We start from the raw sequence: 19,459 nt of genomic DNA, 5'->3' as shown, positions 1-19,459 counted from the left end.
ACTGCGGATACAGGGTCCGGCAGAGCCGATGGCCGGTTCAGGGAGCCAACCGCAGCTGGTCGACATCGTTCACTGCGATGTGGGTCTGGTAGTAATACTTCCTGCTCTGGCGGCCGGCCGAATCGAAGAAGGCGATGCGCACCCGCTTCGCCGTTCCGCTTACCAGCAGGTGCCGGCCCAGCAGCTGTTCCAGCTCCAGGCCAAGATGCGCTTCCAGCTGCGGGCGCAGGGCAGCATTGATGTCGAGGGTGATGTTGAGCGGATGCCGGTAGTCGCGCTCACTGTTCAGGTAGATGTGGCCGTTCTCCGTGCCGTACGCCTGTACCGCCAGTGCGAAGGTGCCTGAGATGCCGCTTGCGGGATCATCCTGCGCTGCGCGCACTGCCTGGTCGTTGCCGATGTAGCCGGCCGCGGTAGATGGCCGGTCGCCCATGCGATGGGCGCAGCCGGCGGTAAGCAGCAGGAATGTCAACAGCAACAAGCGGGACATGGCGCATCCTTGTGCGGAAGTCGGATGCCGATTGTGTGCATGCCGCAATGACGTAGACAAGTCGGGTGAGTGCATGCGTGCACATCGTGACTGCATTACCCCGACCGCCGCGTTACCTGTACTGCGCCACGCTGCAGGCCCGAGCGGTTTCGAGCAGAAACGATGAACGACAAGAAGAACACCCCATCCCAGGGCGAGATCCGGCAGGGCAGCGAGGAAAGCCGCCAGGACAGAAAGCAGGACGATGTGGCCAGGCAGCGGCCGGGGCAGCGCGATCAACAGGTGCGCGATGCGCATTCGCGCAGCCCGCAACGCAAGGATGGCGGCCAGGAGCCTGCCTGAGCCAGCACCCGGAAAAGAAAAAACCCGCAGATCGCGAGGATCTGCGGGTTCTTCTTAAAAGTGGTGGAGCCAAGGAGGATCGAACTCCTGACCTCGTCATTGCGAACGACGCGCTCTCCCAGCTGAGCTATGGCCCCACGGCAGGCTTTCAGTGTAGCGCTGCCTGCCGGGCTTGCCAAGCGCCGGTCCGGGACGGCGGCTGCACAGCGCCCGCCACCGTCCCGGACCGGTTCAGGACAGGGCTTGGCGCAGCAGGGCGCCGGCGCGCTGGACTGCCACGTCGGTGGAGGCACTGACCGTGTGCAGATGGATGCAGGCGTGGACCATCCCGGGCAGCGGCTCCAGCGTGCAGTCGATTCCTGCCGCCTGCAGCCGCAGCGCGTACTGTTCGGCCTCGTCACGCAGCGGGTCGTGTTCGCAGCTGAGTACCGAGGCCGGCGCCAGTCCGTGCAGATCCGTTGCATGGGCCGGCGAGGCCAATGCCGGCGGTGCGGCCGGATCACCGAGATAGGCCTGCCAGCAGCGCTGCATCAGCTCGGCGCTGAGGTAGTAGCCACTGGCGTACTCGCGATAGGAGTCGCTGCCCATGCCGGCATCCAGTGCCGGGTACAGCAGCAGCTGGTGGCGCGGCTGCGGCAGGCCGAGATCGCGCAGCAGCAGGCAGCAGGCGGCGGCCAGATTGCCGCCTGCACTGTCACCGCCAATTGCCAACCTCTGCGGGTCCAGCCCAAGGCGTTCGGTGTTGGCCTGAAGCCACGACCAGGCGTCGGCAACGTCGTGCAGCGGTACCGGGAACGGGTGCTCCGGCGCCAGCCGGTAGCCGACCGCGGCAACCACGCAGCCACTGGCATTGGCCAAAGCCCGGCACGGGCCGTCGTAGACCGCCAGCGAGCACTGGAACCAGCCGCCGCCGTGAGCGAACAACAGGGCCGGTGCCGGTCCTTCGGGCAGCCCCTCCGGTGTGTACAGGCGCACTTCCAACGCGTGGCCGTCGCGCGCCGTCACGCTGTACTCGACCACCTGTGCCACCCGCTGCGGCGCACCCTGCAACTGCGGCAGCGCCGTTGCGCTGATCGCACGCAGCTCGCGCAGGTCCTCCGGCAGCGGATGGGCCGCGATGGCATCGACGAACTGCTGCAGCGCGGGTTCAAGCTGCATGGCGCGCCTCCCGCAGGAACGGCAGCAGCTGCTCCAGGAACGCCTGCGGGGCTTCTTCCATGATGAAGTGGCCGCAGCCGGGCACGATGCTGCCGCGCACGTTGTCGGCATGCGGTTGCAGGGTCAGCATCGGCGCATCGGCGGTGGCGTGCTCGGCACCGATGGCCAGCACCGGCATCGCCAGGCGGCGCTGCGCACGTTCCTTGTTCTGGCGGATGGTTTCCGGAATCGCGCGGTACCAGGCGAAGCCAGCGCGCAGTGCGCCGGGGCGGCTGTAGGCGGCGATATAGGTGTCGGCGGCCACCGCATCGCGGCGGTACGACCAGCGATCGAACATGAATTCCAGGTAGGCGCGCTCGCGGCCGCTGATCAGTGCCTCGGGCAGGTCGGCGACCTGGTTGAACATGAAGTGCCAGAGGAAGATGTTGTCGGCCGGTGCGGCGAAGATGCCCGGTTCCGGTGCGAGGCCTGGAATCACCGCCTCGGTGACGGCCAGCTGGCGCACCGCCTGCGGCTGGTCACTGGCCAGTGCATAGGCGATCCACATGCCGATGTCATGGCCAACCACCTGGTAGCGCGCATGGCCCAGCGCCAGCATGGTCTGGTGCAGCACCGCAGCGGCGCTGCCGGTGTCATAGCCATGGGCCGGGCGGTCGGACTCGCCGATGCCCGGCGGATCGACCGCGATCGCTTCGAAGCCGGCCTCGGCCAGGGCGTGGAGTACGTGGCGCCAGGCGTACCAGGTCTGTGGCCAACCGGGAATCAGCAGCACCGGCTCACCGTGGCCGGCGGATACGCAATGCACGCGCTGGCCGTCGATGCGCAGGTAGTGGTGGCGCAGGGCGTTGTCGCCGGCAGCGCCAGCGGTAAGGGACGTGGTCATGGGGAATGCTCCGTGGGGGCTCAGGCGATGCCGAGCATGTGCTGCATCTGTGCGGTGCTGATCGGCGCACCGGCGAAATCGTCGAAGATCTTGTCGGTGACCGGAATGATGTGGTCGCGGATGAACGCAGCGCCTTCGCGCGCGCCGGCTTCCTGGTCCTTCAGGCAGCACTCCCATTCCAGCGTCGCCCAGCCCTGGTAGTCGTACTGGGCCAGCTTGGAGAAGATCGACTTGAAATCGACCTGGCCATCGCCGAGCGAGCGGAAGCGGCCCGCGCGTTCGGTCCAGTCGGCATAGCCGCCGTAGATGCCCTGGCGGCCGCTGGGACGGAACTCCGCATCCTTGACATGGAACATGCGGATCAGCGGGTGGTAGATGTCCAGGTACTGCAGGTAATCCAGCTGCTGCAGCACGAAGTGGCTGGGATCGAACAGGATGCGGCAGCGCTCGTGCTGGCCGACGCGCTCGTAGAAGCGCTCGAAGCTGGTGCCGTCATGCAGGTCTTCGCTGGGGTGGATCTCGTAGCAGAGGTTGACGCCGTTGTCCTCGCAGGTATCGAGGATCGGCCGCCAGCGACGGGCCAGTTCATCGAAGGCGGCATCGATCAGGCCCGGCGGGCGCTGCGGGAACGGGAACAGGTACGGCCAGGCGAACGAGCCGGAGAAAGTGCCCATGTCCTGCAGGCCGAGTCGGCGCGAGGCGCGGGCGGCCAGGTGCAGTTGCTGCTGCGCCCACTCGCTGCGGGCCTGCGGATTGCCGCGCAGCGCCTCCGGCGCGAAGCCATCGCAGAGTTCATCGTAGGCCGGATGCACCGCCACCAGCTGGCCGAGGATGTGGGTGGTCAGTTCGCTGACCTGCAGGCCGTGCTCGGCCAGGGTGCCACGGATGTCGTCGCAGTAGTCCTGGCTGTCGGCGGCGGTGGCCAGGTCGAACAGGCGCGCATCCCACGCAGGAATCTGCAGCGCCTTGAAGCCGTGGCCGGCGGCCCAGGCGGCGATGCCGGCGAGGCTGTTGAACGGAGCCTGGTCGCCGGCGAACTGTGCCAGGTGCAGGCTGGGGCCCTTGAGGGTTTGCATGTGTTGCTCCAATTGTTTGTCGGTCGACAAAGAATAGGCGCGACTCTCGTGACGGTCAACACCCGCGTTACACTGCGCGCCTCACTGGAGCAGGCAGCACAGATGGCAGGGCGACCGCGCGAATTCGACAGGGACCAGGCGTTGCGCAAGGCGATGCTGCTGTTCTGGCAGCATGGCTATGAGGGCACCTCGATGTCGGCGCTGGTGGAAACGCTGGGCATCGCCTCGGCGCGCATCTATGCCGCGTTCGGCAGCAAGGAGCAGCTGTTCCGCGAGGCCGTGGCGCTGTACGAAGAGGGCGAGGGTGGCTTCGCACCGCGCGCGCTGGAACAGGCGTCGCTGCGTGAGGCGATCGGTTCGATGCTGCGCGAGGCGGTACTCACCTACACCCGGCGCGGGCGTCCGCACGGCTGCCTGGTGGTGTCTTCGGCCAGCAGCGTGTCGCCCGATGGCGAAGGTGTGCGCGATTGGCTGGCCAGCCATCGTCGCCAGCGCACCGCGGCGATCATCGCGCGGCTGCAGCAGGCGCAGGCCGAGGGCGAGCTGGCCGACGACGCGGCGGTGCAGGCGCTGGGCGATCACTTCGCCACGGTGTTGCACGGCATCTCGGTGCAGGCCCGCGATGGCATCAGCCGCGAACGCCTGCTGGCGATGGTGGATGTGGCGCTGAGCCCACTGGCCTGAGATACGGGGTCAGATCCGTTTTCCGTTGGAAAACGGATCTGACCCCAAGCGGTGCTGGCTGACTGTGCCGAAACCGCTTGTTTCGCCCGCGCTGGGCGTCGCGCAACGAAATCGTAACAATTTGGGGGATAATGGCCGCTTGCGCAGTTTTCCTCCTTTTTGCCGCCCGGCTCGCGCAGGCCGCACGGACGCCTCCTCAGAGCATTGCATGCCCTCCCATACCGATTCCCGCCGCCTGTCGGGTACGTCGTCTTCCTCCGTTTCCTTCCGCCGCCACCCGCTGGCCCTGGCCTGTGCCGGCCTGGCTCTGGTCGGCAGCTTCGGTGCCGCCGCGCAGGACAGCGCGCCGACCCCCACCGGGCTGGACACGATCACCGTGACCGCCGAGCACCGCGAGCAGAACCTGCAGGAAGTGCCGGTCTCGGTGGGTGTGGTGCAGGGCGAGCGCATGCGCGACTTCACTGCCGGTGGCGATGACACCCTGCTGGCGCTGTCTGGCCGCGTGCCGAGCCTGTATGCGGAAACCACCACCGGCCGCATCTTCCCGCGCTTCTACATCCGTGGCCTGGGCAACATCGACTTCTACCTGGGTGCCTCGCAGCCGGTGTCGATCATCCAGGATGACGTGGTGCTGGAACACGTGGTGCTGAAGTCCAACCCGGTCTATGACGTGGACCAGGTGGAAGTGCTGCGCGGCCCGCAGGGCTCGCTGTTCGGCCGCAACACCACCGCCGGCATCGTCAAGTTCGACACGCTGAAGCCGACCCAGGACTACACCGGCCGCGTCAGCGCCAGCTATGCGACCTACAACAGCGTGTCGATCGACGGCGGTTTCGGCGGCCCGATCAACGACGTCGCCTCGTTCCGCGTGTCGGCGCTGTACCAGCACCGCGATGACTACGTCGACAACACCTACACCGGCCCGAGCGCCGATGGCACGGTCAGCCCGAGGAAGAATGCCATGGGCGGCTTCGATGACCGCAACGTGCGCGCACAGCTGCTGCTGACCCCGAGCGACCAGTTCTCGATCCTGGCCTCGGCCCATGCCCGCGATTACGAAGGCACCTCGACCCTGTTCCTGCGCAGTGCGCTGACCAAGGGCTCGAACAAGACCGACGTGGCGCGCGACAAGGTGGCCTACGACGAAGCCGACAACAACCCGCAGGCCTACAAGACCTACGGCGGCTCGGTGAAGGCGCGCTACGACTTCGGCGCGATCGACTTCACCTCGATCACTGCCTACGAGACCACCTCCGGCTACAGCCGTGGTGATACCGACGGCGGCGCTGCGGTGAACTTCCCGGTCAACGGTGTGCCCAACGGCTACGGCCAGTCGATGGGTCGCATCCGCGATCTGGACCAGTGGACCCAGGAATTCCGCCTGGCCAGCCATGACGACAGCGCGCTGCAGTGGCAGGCCGGTGCGTTCTACTTCAATGGCAGCGACACCACCGATTTCTACCAGCGCGCCTGGTTCCTGCAGGGCGCGGCCCGCAACCCGAACAACTGGGTGCGCCTGCGCAACAAGAACACCTCGTGGGCCGGTTTCGGCCAGCTGAGCTACGCCTTCACCGACAAGTTCACCGTCACCGCAGGCCTGCGCCAGACCAAGGACGAGAAGCACACCCGCCTGCTGAAGACCGCCGATACCGCTGCCGGCGTGGTCACCTACAAGGGCCGCACCGACGTCAAGATGTCCGACACCACCCCGAGCTGGGATCTGAGCGCGATGTATCAGATCAGCCCGGACGTGAGCGTCTATGCGAAGGTCGCGCGCGGCTTCCGTGGCCCCACCATCCAGGGCCGTTCGGCGGTGTTCAATGCCGACTTCACCACCGCCGATTCCGAGACCATCCTGTCCTGGGAAGCGGGCGTGAAGAGCAGCCTGTGGGACAACCGCCTGCGCCTGAACGCCACCGCGTTCACCTACACCGTCAACGACATCCAGCTCAACGGCAACGATTCGGACGGCAACGGCGTGCTGTTCAACGCCGACAAGGCCAAGGCCTACGGCTTTGAAGCCGACATGGAACTGCGCCCGATCCCGAACCTGACCCTGAGCGCCGGTGTCAGCCTGCTGCACAGCGAGATCAAGGACAAGCGCGTGTATGCGCAGGTCTGCGGCCTCAACGGCCAGGTGGTGTGCACGGTCAATGACCCGACCATCAAGGTCGGTGCCAACACCTTCGCGCAGATCGACGGCAATCCGCTGCCGAACGCACCGAAGTACAACGTCAACCTGGCTGCCCGCTACGACTTCCCGGTCAGCGATGCCGGCACCATGTTCGTGTCCACCGACTGGAACAAGCAGGGTTACACCAGCTTCGTGCTGTACGACAGCAAGGAATTCAACTCCAAGGGTGATTTCGAAGGCGGCCTGAAGATCGGCTACTCGGGCAACTACGGTGCCTACGAAGTGGCGCTGTTCGCGCGCAACATCACCAACGAGAAGAACCTCAAGGGTGTGATCGAGAACTACATGGCCGCGGTCTACAACGAGCCGCGCACCGTGGGTGTCTCGCTGAACATGAACTGGTAAAGCCAGTCGTCCGCGTTTCGAGAACGGCGCTCCTGGAGCGCCGTTCTTCGTGCGCCATGCTAAGGTCCTGCGCTGTGTTGAAAGGATCTCGACCATGCTCGACGCGCTGTACCAGACCTATTCCGAATCCAGCGCCGGTGCAGCGCTGCAGGCGCGCTGCCGGGAGCAGGTGGTGTCCTGGCGTTGGGCGAGCCACTCGATGGCCTTCGTGGTGCCGTTCATGCGCGAAGAGCACGGCGGGCCGGTGCCGCGCTGGATCACCGATGCCAAGGCCGATCCCGCCCGGCATGTCCACCATGGGTTCGATGCGCAAGGACGGATCATCCTTGAGTGCGAGCCCAATGGGAGCATGTCGGTCTGGCTGCATCTGCCGGAGGTTCGACAACAGTTCTCGTTCCACAACTCCGGCAGTCTCGGCTCGATCATGCAGTTCCACGAACCCGGTGGACGCCTGCAGCAACTGCAGCTGGCCACCGACGGTCGTGGCTTCACCGAACACTACGAGTGGGAAGGCGAGCGCCTGCTGCGGGTGCTGATCGAGAACCGCGGTGGGGGCCGACGCACCTGGTGGTGCCAGCGCCTGCATGACTATGACGAAGACGGCCAGTTGCAGCAGATGACGCTGGAATATCTGGACAGCAGGAAGCGCCGCAAGGGCGACGCGCAGCTGCTCTATCTGCGGCCCAGGAAGGGAGAAACGCTGGCGACGGTCAGCGCCGAGGTGCAGCAGCTGTTGCAGGAGGCACTCGCCGATGCCTTGCCACGCATCCCGCAGGAAGAGCCGCTGTACTGCCTGCTGCTGTGCTTCACCGAGGAAGACCTGCCGGCGGCCTGGCCGCCGTTCCTGGTCTGGGGCCGGCAGTCCTACCGCGAGCAGGTGCTGGCGCAGGATGAGGAGGTGGCCTATTACCTGTGGGCACCGGATGAGATCCGCCAAGCGCAGGTCGGGCCGTGCGAGCGCTGGTTCGATGCGCCCGCGCTGGTTCAAGCGTGCACCCGCCACACCCAGTACATGGCGCTGCGGCAGAGTTCGGCGTCGGCGATGCAGGTGCTGAAGAACGTGGCCGCCTGGCTGGATGCGCCGGAACAGCGGGGGCAGCTGCGGACCACCGATGATTTCGTGGTGGCGGTGGCCGACAACACCGGCAGTGTCGATCCGTTGCCGGGCCTGCGACGGGCACTGGCGCCCGAACGCTGGGCGCTGCTGAAGTCGCGCGGCTACGTGTGATGCGGGCGCGGCCCGGAAGTCCGGGCCGCGCTTCCCTGTTACCTCAGACGGCAGTGAGGTCGCTGTCCTGGCTGCGCTGGCCGAAGGTCAGGGCCCAGGTGGCGCTGTCCACCTGTTGGCGGTCCTGCGCCTGCTGCTTACGCGCACGGCTGGCACCGAACCAGCGCCCTTCGCCGCTGATCAGTGGTCCCATGCGCACCACGTCCACGTACCCGCTATCGATCTCGCTGGCGCGCTGCAGCCAGGTCAGGGCCAGGAAGGCGTTGGCCGGCACGCCGTTGCCGAAGTGGTAGACGTCGGCCAGGTAGCCGGCGGCCCACAGTTTGTCGTCGTCCTCACCACGCCACCACAGCGGAATCAAGGCACGTTCGACTGCTTCGCGCTTGTGCGCGTCGTTCTGGCCATCGAACGCCAGGCAGGCCAGGTTGCGGCAGGTCGGGCCCCACACGCGTTCACCGGCCTCGGCTTCGCGCAGGCAGCGCAGGTACAGCTCGCGTGCACGCGCTTCGTTGTCAGCGCCACCGGCGGCAACCAGGCGCACGCCCAGGTTGTAGGTGGCGATCAGGTCACCGCCTTCCACCGCGCGTTCCTGCCAGTACAGGGCCTTCTGCGCATCAACGAAATCCGGCTGCTCGCGGCCGCCCAGCCGGCCCTTGTACAGGTCGCACAGCGCGGCCATCGCACCGGCATCGCCAGCGTCGGCCATGCGCTGCAGCAGCGACAGGCCCGCATCCTGCGAGACATCGCAGAACAGGTTGGACGCAAAGGTGACCGTGGAGGTCTTCTGTTCCGCCGCAATCTTCAGGGCGCGCTGCAGCAGGGGCTGCGCACGTGCCGGATCGGCGGCCTGGCCCAGCAGTCCATGCTCGATGGCGGTGGCGGCCCAGAGCAGGCCGAGCGCCGAATCGCCTTCGCGGGCGGCGTAGTCCACCACCTGTGCGAACAGGGCTTCGGCGCCGTCGACATGGGCGAACCAGGTGCAGGCCTCAAGGCCGCTGAAGCCGCCGTGCAGCACCATGTCACGATCCAGCGCCCAGGCCTGCTGAAGGTCCTCCAGCACCGCCTGCATGCAGCCGGCGTCCCAGTACACCTGGTCTTCGATCTCCTCGATGCGGCCGAGGTGGAAGCGGAGCGCGGCGCGCTGGATCAGTACCTCCGCACGTACGAAGCGCTCCAGGTGCCCGTCGAGGATCTGCGCATAGGCACGCTCGTGCGCAGCCACGGCATCGGCATCGTCGCGGTGCGGCAGCTCGCCCAGCCAGTCCTGTTCCTTGCACCAGCGCAACGCGTTGCGCTGCGCCAGTCCCAGGCCACGGCACCAGCTGCCTTCGATGAAGTCCTCCATCGCCTCGTGGCTGCCACCCCAGCGCGGGTACAGGTAGTACAGGGTGTCTTCCAGGGTGCTCTGGTCGTTGGGACGTTGCTGCAGCACCAGGTGCATCCAGTACGCCAACGGTGCGTCGAAATCGTCCTGGTCGCGCTCCTGCAGCAGCGCGGGCAGCGCGCTGGGCAGGGTCTGCAGCGGCGCGCCGAAGCGCGACAGCATCTGCACTGCCTGCGGCCACGCCTGCGGATAGCGCTCGGCCAGCACCTGCTCATCGGATTCGGCCGGCTGGCCGGCCTGCAGTGCAAGCAACCAGTTCGGTTCACGCAGGTAGCTGGTGATGCGCTTGATGCCATCCAGCGCCAGCGCCGGGCGGGGTGACAACGGAATCGCCTGCAGGTAGGCGTGCACCGCATGGTCGCGGGCCAGGCGTGCGGCCAGCCACTGGCTGTCCTCCACCAGCGCGGCGACGTCGGCGCTGCGCAGCGCGCCTGCGGCGGACTCCCAGCAGGCGCCCAGGCGCAGGTGCGCGTAGTAGCTGTGCGGGGCCGCGGCGACCCACTGCTGCGCCTGCTGCAGGCGCTCATCCAGGCTCAGTTCTGCATCATGCAGGTTGCGCAGGCGCCAGCGGATACCGGGCAAGGGTCGCACGCCGTCCAGCCAGACCTGCTCGTGGGGCGCCAGCAGAGCATCCAGCGCGGCATAGTCCTGCGCCTGCAGTGCGCTGCGCGCCTGGGCGCGCCAGGCCAGATCCTCCACAGAGAGGCCGTCCTTCGCAATTCCGTTTGTCATCTGATGCAATCCAACATGGCGGGGCCGCTATTGGACAGGCCCGTGCCGACGCCGGCAAGCGTGGCAGGGGCTCATTTCCACTGCGCAGGCGCCGGATGTGCCCGACGCCTGCCGAAATCAGCGTGGTGGCAACAGCGCCTGCAGCCGTGATTCCAGTTCCTGCTGGCGCCAGCCGGCCAGCGCGGCGGGCCACTGGCGGCGTTCCAGATAACTCTCCAGATGCTTTCGCGAAGCCAGCACGCCATCGGGCAGGCCCAGATCGCGGCTGCGTTCGGCGACCGCATCCTGCAGCTTCTTCAGGGCCTGCTTGTTGCTGTCGTTGGCTGGCAGCGCAAGCGGTGCGTCGGCCTCGTCAGCCAACGCTGTCTGCAGGGCCTGCCACACGGCACCGGTGAGCTTGCGGGGTGCTTTCGGGAACTGCTCGAACAGCTTGCCCAGCGCGTCCGCATCGGCCGGCGGCGTACGTGCGAGGGTGGCGGCCAGTTCGTTGTCCAGGATCCAGCTGCGCGGCCGGTCGCTGTTGCGCGCCTGCACGTCGCGCCAGCGCAGCAGGCGCAGCAGGCGACGCTGTGCGGCGGCATCGAGGAACTGCGCCGAGCGCATCGCCAGATGCGGCCAGCGATCCTCATCATTGGCGACACTGGCCAGCAGGCGCTCGCCATCGTCATGCAGCCACTGCTGGCGCCCCAGCGCCTGCAGCCTGGCATCGATCGCGTCATGCAGGGCGAACAGGTGCTCGACATCGTCGGCGGCATATTGCAGCTGCGACTCGGACAGCGGCCGGCGCATCCAGTCCGAACGGGTCTCGCCCTTGGCCAGGGTCACACCGGTGATTTCCGCCACCAGCTTCTGGTAGCCCATGCCACCGCCGATGCCGGCCAGTGCGGCGCCGATCTGGGTGTCGAACAGGGGGCGCGGCAGCACGCCGCAGGCCCACTTGAACGCGACCAGATCCTCGCTGGCACTGTGCATCACCTTGGTGATCGATTCATCGGCCAGCCACGGCACCAGTGCGTCGGTCATGCCGGGAATCAGCGGGTCGATCAGCAGGATGTCCTGGCCGACGGCCATCTGTACCAGCGCCAGCTGCGGCCAGAAGGTGCGTTCACGGATGAATTCGGTGTCCAGGCCGATGCGGGCCGGGCGCTGCTGGAAGTACGTGTCCAGCTCGGCGGGGGTGGTGATCCAGGTTGCCACGGGTCGGGGGCCTACTACTCGGGTTTGCTCAGGCAGGGGAGAATAGCCTAACGTCGGTCCGCGCCCGTGCCGAAGGAGGCTCTGCTTGCGTTTTTCGTTGTCGCCCGTGCTGTGCACCGCCCTGGCCATGGCCCTGGCTGGCTGCACGCCGTCGCCGCCGACGACGGCTGAGCGGGCCGCCGGCGACGATGCGCGCCCGGCCCAGGCGAGCGTCACCGACACGCCACCGCCGCCGGGGCCGGGCAGCGTGACCATTGCCGGCGAGGACGCCGCAGAGGATGTTCAACAGTGGACGCCGCCGCGCGTGGACCGGCAAGGGCGCAGCCTGGCCCAGCTGCGCCGTGCGGCGGAGCAGGCGTTCACCCAGGGGCGGCTCTACGAGGATGCCGACGCAGCCATTCCGCTGTGGCTGGCGGTGCAGGAGGAAGACCCGGATGACCGCCAGGCGCGGCAGGGCCTGCAGCGTGCACGCCAGCGCCTGCAGCAGCAGGCCGACCAGCTGCTGGTGCGTCCGCTGAAGCAGCGCGAGGCACTGGCCGAGGCCAGCCGCCAGGCGCTGGTGCTGCTGACGCTGGCGCCCAATGACGAAAAGGTGCGCGCCCTGCAGGGGCGGGTGGAACGGGCCCAGCGCGTGGTGGCCTACAACCGCGCGGGCGAAGAGGACCTGCGCTCGGACCGGATCGGCGAGGAAGGGGACGGTGCGATCGGCAACTTCCGCGAGGCGCTGGCACTGGATGAACACAACAGCCGGGCCAGGCAGGGGCTGGCGGCGGCCGAAAGTGGCCTGATCCGCCGCGCCGAGGATGCCGCGCGTGCCCGCGATTTCGCCAGCGCCGGCAGCTGGCTGGCCGAGGCGAGCAAGGTCCGTGACTCGTCGCCGACCATTGCCGATGCGTTCGAACGCATCGAGCAGATCCGCTCGGACACGCTGCTGCGGCTGCGCGACGACGGCCTGCGCGAGCTGGCCACGCCACAGGGCCTGAAACCGGCGCGGGAGAAGCTGGCCGAGGCGCTGCGCATCGGCCTGCCCGGTGATGCAGCGGTGGCCCAGCTGCGCGAGCGCATCGACCTGGCCACGCACTACGGCAGCTTCCGCCCGGGCCAGGTGTTCAGTGATGCGATGCGCGATGGCGGGCGCGGCCCGCAGATGGTGGTGGTGCCCCATGGCGGATTCCAGATGGGCGCCGGCGACGCCGAGCCGGGCTCGGCCGACTCGGAGCGACCTTCGCATTACGTACGCTTTGACCGAGGCTTCGCGATGGCGATCACCGAAGTCACCGTCGGCGACTTCGAGCGCTATGTAAAGGCCACCAACGCGCGGCCCCGGGCCACCCGCCGTGGTCATTCAGTGGTGTATGACGAGCGCAGTGGCAACTTCATCCGGCGCAGTGGCGTGGATTGGCGCTCGGACTACGACGGCGGCCGCGCGCTGGGCAACTCGCCGGTGATGCACGTCAGTGTGCGTGATGCCGAGAACTACGCAGCGTGGCTGTCCGAGCAGACCGGACGCAGCTACCGGCTGCCGAGCGAGGCTGAGTTCGAGTACGCACTGCGTGCGGGCAGCAGTGGCCGTTACCCGTGGGGAGATGCCGGTACACCGCCTCCCGGCAGCGGCAACTTCACCGGCAGCAAGGATGTGTCGCCCTCCGGCCGGCACTGGCACAACGCCTTCATCGGCTACGGTGATGGCTGGTGGGGGCCGGCGCCGGTGGCCAGCTTCCAGGCCAATGCCTTCGGCCTGCATGACATGGCGGGCAACCTGAGCGAATGGGTGGCCGATTGCTGGCATGCCAGTTACCGGCGTGCGCCGTCCGATGGTGTGGCCTGGTTCAACCCGGGGTGCCGTGCGCGGGTGATCCGTGGCGGCAACTGGGCCAACGCGCCCGAGCAGACCCGTGCCGCCTGGCGGCAGTCGCAGGATTCGGATACGACCAACGCGCGCATCGGTTTCCGCCTGGTGCGCGGTATCTGATCGGCGCGCGGCTTCACCTGCTGCTGGCGTCGGCGCACTAAGATTGCGCCGTACCCGCCGGCCGGCGGGGCCAGCAGGAAGACCGCCCGATGCGCAACGATCCCTTTTCCCGCTCGCCACAGGGCCCGCAACGGCGCGGCCTGTTCGGCAACATCCGCTGGTGGGTGCTGCTGCTGGCCGCCGGTTATGCCGCGTTCTACTGGTTTTCCAACCGCACGGTGGATCCCTATACCGGCGAAAAGGTCATGATCGACAGCAGCCTGGATGCGCGGCAGGAGACCGCGCTGGGCCTGCAGGCGTACCAGCAGATCCTTTCGCAGGAACCGCCGATGGATCCGAACGCGCCGATTGCGCGCGACGTGCGTGACATCGCGCAGCGACTGATTGCCAAGGTGGATGTGGTGGAGACCGCGCTGGCGCAGGAACACGGCGTGCAGCCGGCGCACTTCGCGCGTGATTTCCAGTGGGAAGTGAACGTGATTCCGTCCGAGCAGGCCAATGCGTTCTGCCTGCCGGGCGGCAAGATGGCGGTCTACACCGGGCTGGTGCCGGTGGCGCGCACCCGCGATGCGATGGCGGTGGTGATGGGCCACGAAATCGCCCATGCGCTGTTGCGCCACGGTGCGCAGCGCATGGCGCAGCAGAAGCTGACCCAGATCGGGCAGGTGGCCGGCGCCGCCAGCGGCATGGATGCGCAGCAGCAACAGATGATGATGTCGGCGATGGGCTACGGTTACCTGTTGCCGTATGCACGCAGCCACGAGACGCAGGCCGACGAAGTAGGCCTGATGCTGGCGGCGGCGGCGTGCTTTGATCCGCGTGAAGCGGTACCGCTGTGGCAGCGGATGGGTCAGGCCGGTGGCGGCCAGTCGCCGCCGGAGTTCGCCTCCACCCATCCCAATCCCGGTACCCGCATCCAGAATCTGCAGGCGTTGATGCCGAAGGCGCTCGAGTACCGGCAGAAGTTCTGCGAGCAGGCAAAGTAGCGGGGGGCGGCAGGGCTTGCAGCCCTGCACCTGCGGGCTGCCGGAATGGCGCGTGGGGTCAGATCCGTTTTCCGCAGGAAAACGGATCTGACCCCGAATTGATTCGAGATCTGAAAGAGAGTCATCCACGCATGGCGTGGATCTACCGACCTTTACCGCCCCGCCAGGTCATCGGCAATCCAGAGCTGCTCTGGCTGTTGCTTCGGCTGTTGCCGTTGAGGTTGCCGGCCAGCGGCCGGCACTACCGCAGATGCAGGGCGCAGCCCTGCCGGCCCTCCGCAGATGCAGGGCGCAGCCCTGCCGGACAGCCGCTTACTTGACCTGCACGTCGATCACGCCGTCGCCAACGCGCGCCTGCAGGGCGTCGCCGGACCGTACCTGATCGACCTTCCGCACCAGCGTACCGTCGTCGCTGCGGGTGAGGATGCTGTAGCCACGCGCCACGGTCGCCAGCGGGCTGACCGCTTCCAGCGAGCGCGCTACCCCGCGCAGACGCAGTGCATCGCGCTCCAGCCGCCGCTGCATTGCGGCCTGCGGACGCCCGCGCAGGGCCGCCAGGCGCTGCTGCATCGCGTCGAGCTGGCGCTGCGGGTGATGGCCGCGCAGCACGGCCACCGCGTGCCGCAGCCGGGCTGCGCGACGCTCCTGCTGCTGGTTGAACGCCGCATGCAGGCGCCGGCCCAGCTCCAGTTGACGCCGACGCAGCAGCTCCAGCCGTGCCTGCGGGCTCTGGGCGTTCAGGCGCAGCAGGGCGCGATCGGCGCGCTGCATCGCCTGCTGCATCGCATGCCGTTGCAGTTGCACCATGCGCGCGGCGGTGCGGCGCAGGCGCAGGGCCAGTTCGCGCTGGTCCGGTACCAGCAGTTCGGCCGCCACCGACGGTGTCGGAGCGCGCAGGTCGGCGGCGAAATCACTCAGGCTGAAGTCGGTCTCGTGGCCCACCGCCGACACCACCGGAGTGCGGCTGGCGGCGATCGCACGGGCAAGGGCTTCGTCATTGAACGCCCACAGGTCTTCCAGTGAACCGCCACCGCGGGTCAGCAGGATCACGTCGTAGCGGCCGCTGGCATCGGCGGCCTGCAGCAGACGGGTGATCTGCGCCGCCGCCGTGCTGCCCTGGACCAGGGTCGGCAGCAGATCCACTTCCAGCAGCGGGAAACGGCGGCCGAGCACGCTCAGCACGTCGCGCACGGCGGCACCGGTGGGCGAGGTGATCACCGCCAGGCGCTGCACATGGGCCGGCAGCGGCCGCTTGCGTGCCGGGTCGAACAGGCCTTCGGCCTCCAGGCGTGCCTTCAGCTCTTCGAACGCGCGGCGCAGCGCGCCTTCGCCGGCTTCCTCCATGTGGTCGAGCACCATCTGGTACTCGCCGCGTGCGTCGTACAGGGTCACCTTGCCACGCACCAGCACGCGCATGCCTTCGCGCGGCACGAATTTCAGGTACTGCGCCTTCATCCGGAACATCGCCGCGCGCAGCTGGGCGCGCGTATCCTTCAGGGTGAAGTACAGGTGGCCGGAGGCAGGTCGCGCCACGCTGCCGAGCTCGGCCTCCACCCAGATCGCCGGGAAGCTGCCTTCCAGCAGGTCGCGGGCCAGGGTGTTGAGCTGGCTGGGGGTGAGGATGTCGTTGTTGCGTGGCTGCATGGGAACGGCGTGCGGCAGGTGGAACGGGCGCTCAGGATCGCACGTCAGCGCGGGGCGTGCTGGGCCAGCGCCCACTGCACGTGTTCGCGCACCAGCGGCGAGGGATCGTCGATCCGGGTGTGCAGCGCGGCCAGCGCCTCGGCCGAGGCCGGCGCATTGCCCAGCGCCACCGCGATGTTGCGCAGCCAGCGCTCATGCCCGCTGCGGCGGATCGGGCTGCCTTCGGTGCGGCGCAGGAACTCGGCTTCGTCCCAGCCGAACAGCTGGTCCAGGCGCGCAGTGTCGAGGTTGTTGCGCGCGCGGAAATCGGCTTCGTCGGTGCGCTTGGCGAACTTGTTCCAGGGGCAGACCAGCTGGCAGTCGTCACATCCGTAGATGCGGTTGCCCATCAATGGCCGCATGTCCTCGGGAATGGCGCCGTCATGCTCGATGGTCAGGTAGGAAATGCAACGCCGCGCGTCCAGTCGTTGCGGGCCGGTGATTGCGCGGGTGGGGCAGACATCGATGCAGCGCGTGCAGGTACCGCAGTGCGCGGTGGCCGGCATGTCGATCGGCAGCGGGATATCGATATAGATCTCGCCGATGAAGAACCACGAGCCACCGTGCCGATCGATCAGGCAGGTGTGCTTGCCGATCCAGCCGAGCCCGGCATTGCGCGCCAGCGCACGTTCCAGCACCGGTGCCGAATCGACGAAGACGCGGTAGCCCAGCGGCGCCACTTCATCGTTGATCTGCGTGGCCAGCTTCTGCAGGCGGTTGCGCATCAGCTTGTGATAGTCGCGGCCCAGTGCGTAGCGCGCCACATAGGCGCGGCCCGGGTCGGCCAGGGTGGCCCACGCTTCGGTATCGTCCTTGTGGCTGTAATCCATGCCGACCGAGATCACCCGCACCGTGCCCGGCAGCAGTTCGGCCGGTCGCGCGCGCAGCGTGCCGTGGCGCGCCATCCAGTCCATCGTGCCGTACAGGCCCTGGCCCAGCCAGTCGGCCAGGTGCGCCTCATCCTCGCCCAGCTCGATGCCGGCGATGCCGCAGCGCTGGAAGCCATGCGCGCGGGCCAGTTCGCGGATGCGCAGTACGGCCTGGGCCGGATCGACAGGGGCGGGGACGGGGGACATGTGCACCAGTATAAAATCCCGGCATGCCCGATCTTTCTCTTCTGTTCGACACTGCCGCCGCGCGCACGCTCGATGCGCGCGCCTCGGCGTTGGCCGGTGACGGTGGCTGGGGCCTGATGGCACAGGCCGGCCTGGCCGGCTGGCAATGCCTGCTGCAGCAGTGGCCCGAGGCCCGCGCGCTGTGCGTGCTGGCCGGCGCCGGCAACAACGGTGGCGACGGCTACGTGCTGGCCACCCATGCGCTGCGGTCGGGGCGCCCGGTGCAGGTGGTCACGCTGCCCGGCAAGGCGCCGGCCACGGCGCTGGCCCGCCAGGCTGCGGCGGACTTTGCCGCGGCAGGAGGCTGCGTCGTCGCGTTCGACGGCCAGCTGCCGGCGGCCGAGGTGTATGTGGACGCGTTGTTCGGGCTTGGCCTGGACCGGGCGCCGGCGGGCGAGGCCCGGGCGCTGATCGAGGCGCTCAACAACACAACGGCACCGGTACTGGCGCTGGACGTGCCCAGTGGCGTCGACGCCGATAGCGGTCGCGTGCCGGGCGTAGCGGTGAAGGCCGAGGTCACACTGCAGTTCATTGCCTGCCACCGTGGCCTGTACACCGGCGATGCACTGGAACACGTGGGCCAGCGCCGGTTGGCGCCGCTGGAGCTGCCTGATGCCGCCTGGGACGGCATTGCCGCCAGCGCGCAGCGCTGGACGCGGGAGCGTCTGCCGGCGCTGTTGCCACCGCGCCGGGCCAATACCCACAAGGGGGAATCCGGCCACGTGCTGTGCATTGGCGGCAACCATGGCAGCGGCGGTGCGGTGATGCTGGCCGCCGCCGCCGCGCTGCGCGCAGGTGCCGGGCTGGTCAGCGTCGGCAGCCGTCGCGATCACGTGGCACCGTTGCTGGCGCGCCTGCCCGAGGCGATGAGCCACGCACTGGAAGACGGCGATGCGCTGCCTGCACTGCTGGACAGGGCCAGGGTGGTGGCGATCGGCCCTGGGCTGGGCCAGGACGAATGGGCGCGGGCGCTGTCTGCGCGGGCGCTGGCCTGTGGCAAGCCGCTGGTGATCGACGCCGACGCGCTGAACCTGCTGGCGCAGGATCCGCGCGCGCTGCCCGAGGCCATTCTCACCCCGCATCCGGGCGAGGCTGCGCGTCTGCTGGGCTGCAGCAGCGCCGACATCCAGGCCGACCGCTATGCCAGCGCGCAGGCGCTGGCCGAGCGCTTCCACGCCGTGGTGGTATTGAAGGGCGCGGGCAGCATCGTGGCCGCGCCCGCGCAGCTGCCGCGACTGATCGCCGCCGGCAACCCCGGCATGGCCGTCGGTGGCATGGGCGACCTGCTCACCGGCATCATTGCCAGCCTGCGTGCGCAGGGCCTGTGCGCGTTCGATGCCGCCGCCGCCGGCGCGCTGCTGCACGCACTGGCCGGCGATGCCGCTGCGGCCGAAGGCGCGCGCGGCCTGCTTCCCACCGACCTGCTGGCGCCGCTGCGGCGACTGGCCAACCCGGAACACTTCCCATGATTGACTTCTTCCTTGCCGACAGCGACGCCACCGAACGGCTGGGGCAGTGGTTGGCGGCCAGCCGGCCGCCGCAGGCGCTGGTCGAACTGCGCGGTGACCTCGGTGCCGGCAAGTCCACCACCGCCCGTGCCCTGCTGCGCGCGCTGGGCGTGCAGGGCGCGATCCGCAGCCCCACCTACACCTTGGTCGAGCGTTATCCGCTGGCGAGCGGCGGCGAGGCCTGGCACCTGGACCTGTACCGGATCGGTCAGGCCGGTGAGCTGGATTTCCTCGGCCTGGACGAGGGCAGCGCGGTGCTGTGGCTGGTCGAATGGCCCGAGCGCGGTGCCGGTGCGCTGCCGCCGACCGACCTGGTGGTGGCGCTGGAGATCGAGGGGCAGGGCCGTCGTGCCCGTCTCACCGCTACGAGCGACAGCGGTCGTGAATGGCTGCAACGGCTCCCGCACGGGGGCGACTTGCAGGCCATTTCTGTCGGCTGACGAGAACAAACACCGGCAGGTTACGGATTATTAAGGAAAAAG

Annotated in this window: 16 protein-coding genes and 1 tRNA gene; 8 read left to right on the top strand and 9 right to left on the bottom strand. The window is 68.3% G+C overall.

What is annotated here, in order from left to right; genetic code table 11:
* Positions 1-37: 37 nt before the first annotated feature.
* Positions 38-490 (bottom strand): hypothetical protein, encoded by a 453-nt coding sequence (locus tag C9412_RS07285; protein ID WP_107231026.1) that lies wholly within the window; start codon positions 488-490, stop codon positions 38-40.
* A 162-nt stretch (positions 491-652) separates the two neighbouring features.
* Here C9412_RS07285 and C9412_RS07280 point away from each other — a divergent pair, with 162 nt between their 5' ends.
* Positions 653-832 carry a hypothetical protein gene (locus tag C9412_RS07280; protein ID WP_107231025.1) on the top strand — a complete coding sequence of 60 codons (180 nt, stop codon included), beginning with the start codon at positions 653-655 and terminating at the stop codon, positions 830-832.
* Between the two features lie 61 nt (positions 833-893).
* Here the strand turns inward: C9412_RS07280 and C9412_RS07275 are convergent.
* The 4 genes from C9412_RS07275 to C9412_RS07260 all read right to left on the bottom strand — a co-directional run bounded on the left by C9412_RS07275 (position 894) and on the right by C9412_RS07260 (position 3,949).
* Positions 894-969, bottom strand: a tRNA-Ala gene (locus C9412_RS07275).
* Positions 970-1,063: 94 nt separating this feature from the next.
* Positions 1,064-1,990, bottom strand: coding sequence for an alpha/beta hydrolase (locus C9412_RS07270; RefSeq protein ID WP_107231024.1), 927 nt, complete (start codon positions 1,988-1,990; stop codon positions 1,064-1,066).
* A complete protein-coding gene (locus C9412_RS07265) occupies positions 1,980-2,873 on the bottom strand; it encodes an alpha/beta hydrolase (protein WP_107231023.1) in 894 nt (297 codons plus the stop codon). The genes C9412_RS07270 and C9412_RS07265 overlap by 11 nt, the downstream gene beginning before the upstream one ends.
* Before the next feature lie 20 nt (positions 2,874-2,893).
* Entirely contained in the window at positions 2,894-3,949 is a 1,056-nt protein-coding gene (locus C9412_RS07260) for a sugar phosphate isomerase/epimerase family protein (protein WP_107231022.1), read from the bottom strand.
* A 102-nt stretch (positions 3,950-4,051) separates the two neighbouring features.
* Between C9412_RS07260 and C9412_RS07255 the strand changes: the two genes are divergently transcribed.
* The 3 genes from C9412_RS07255 to C9412_RS07245 all read left to right on the top strand — a co-directional run bounded on the left by C9412_RS07255 (position 4,052) and on the right by C9412_RS07245 (position 8,400).
* Positions 4,052-4,633 (top strand): TetR/AcrR family transcriptional regulator, encoded by a 582-nt coding sequence (locus tag C9412_RS07255; RefSeq protein WP_107231021.1) that lies wholly within the window; start codon positions 4,052-4,054, stop codon positions 4,631-4,633.
* Between the two features lie 208 nt (positions 4,634-4,841).
* The gene (locus C9412_RS07250; RefSeq protein ID WP_107231020.1) at positions 4,842-7,172 is read left to right on the top strand and encodes a TonB-dependent receptor; all 2,331 of its coding nucleotides are present in this window, start codon (positions 4,842-4,844) and stop codon (positions 7,170-7,172) included.
* A gap of 94 nt (positions 7,173-7,266) precedes the next feature.
* Positions 7,267-8,400 carry a hypothetical protein gene (locus tag C9412_RS07245; protein ID WP_107231019.1) on the top strand — a complete coding sequence of 378 codons (1,134 nt, stop codon included), beginning with the start codon at positions 7,267-7,269 and terminating at the stop codon, positions 8,398-8,400.
* 43 nt (positions 8,401-8,443) lie between these two features.
* Here the strand turns inward: C9412_RS07245 and C9412_RS07240 are convergent, their stop codons facing one another.
* Together C9412_RS07240 and rnd are read right to left on the bottom strand one after the other, a co-directional pair.
* Positions 8,444-10,516 carry a DUF4034 domain-containing protein gene (locus C9412_RS07240; protein ID WP_107231018.1) on the bottom strand — a complete coding sequence of 691 codons (2,073 nt, stop codon included), beginning with the start codon at positions 10,514-10,516 and terminating at the stop codon, positions 8,444-8,446.
* Positions 10,517-10,633: 117 nt separating this feature from the next.
* Complete coding sequence (gene rnd, locus C9412_RS07235; RefSeq protein WP_107231017.1) at positions 10,634-11,713, bottom strand: ribonuclease D; 1,080 nt, start codon at positions 11,711-11,713, stop codon at positions 10,634-10,636.
* 85 nt (positions 11,714-11,798) lie between these two features.
* Here rnd and C9412_RS07230 point away from each other — a divergent pair, with 85 nt between their 5' ends.
* Positions 11,799-13,685 carry a formylglycine-generating enzyme family protein gene (locus tag C9412_RS07230; RefSeq protein ID WP_107231016.1) on the top strand — a complete coding sequence of 629 codons (1,887 nt, stop codon included), beginning with the start codon at positions 11,799-11,801 and terminating at the stop codon, positions 13,683-13,685.
* An 89-nt stretch (positions 13,686-13,774) separates the two neighbouring features.
* Positions 13,775-14,671 (top strand): M48 family metallopeptidase, encoded by an 897-nt coding sequence (locus C9412_RS07225; RefSeq protein WP_107231015.1) that lies wholly within the window; start codon positions 13,775-13,777, stop codon positions 14,669-14,671.
* A gap of 312 nt (positions 14,672-14,983) precedes the next feature.
* Here the strand turns inward: C9412_RS07225 and xseA are convergent, their stop codons facing one another.
* Together xseA and queG are read right to left on the bottom strand one after the other, a co-directional pair.
* Positions 14,984-16,315, bottom strand: coding sequence for an exodeoxyribonuclease VII large subunit (gene xseA, locus C9412_RS07220; RefSeq protein ID WP_107231014.1), 1,332 nt, complete (start codon positions 16,313-16,315; stop codon positions 14,984-14,986).
* A 44-nt stretch (positions 16,316-16,359) separates the two neighbouring features.
* Positions 16,360-17,430 (bottom strand): tRNA epoxyqueuosine(34) reductase QueG, encoded by a 1,071-nt coding sequence (gene queG / locus C9412_RS07215; protein ID WP_107231013.1) that lies wholly within the window; start codon positions 17,428-17,430, stop codon positions 16,360-16,362.
* Between the two features lie 23 nt (positions 17,431-17,453).
* On the opposite strand from queG, the gene C9412_RS07210 reads away from it, so the two are divergent.
* Positions 17,454-18,938: an NAD(P)H-hydrate dehydratase gene (locus tag C9412_RS07210; RefSeq protein ID WP_107231012.1), complete on the top strand. Its 1,485-nt coding sequence runs from the start codon at positions 17,454-17,456 to the stop codon at positions 18,936-18,938.
* Positions 18,935-19,417 carry a tRNA (adenosine(37)-N6)-threonylcarbamoyltransferase complex ATPase subunit type 1 TsaE gene (tsaE, locus tag C9412_RS07205; protein WP_107231011.1) on the top strand — a complete coding sequence of 161 codons (483 nt, stop codon included), beginning with the start codon at positions 18,935-18,937 and terminating at the stop codon, positions 19,415-19,417. The genes C9412_RS07210 and tsaE overlap by 4 nt, the downstream gene beginning before the upstream one ends.
* The last annotated feature ends 42 nt before the right edge of the window (positions 19,418-19,459 follow it).

Source organism: Stenotrophomonas sp. Nf1, from assembly GCF_003028475.1.
In the GTDB taxonomy this organism is placed as follows: Bacteria; Pseudomonadota; Gammaproteobacteria; order Xanthomonadales; family Xanthomonadaceae; genus Stenotrophomonas.
The sequence above is the reverse complement of the archived record's forward strand: the minus strand, read 5'-3'. Positions and strand labels throughout refer to the sequence as shown.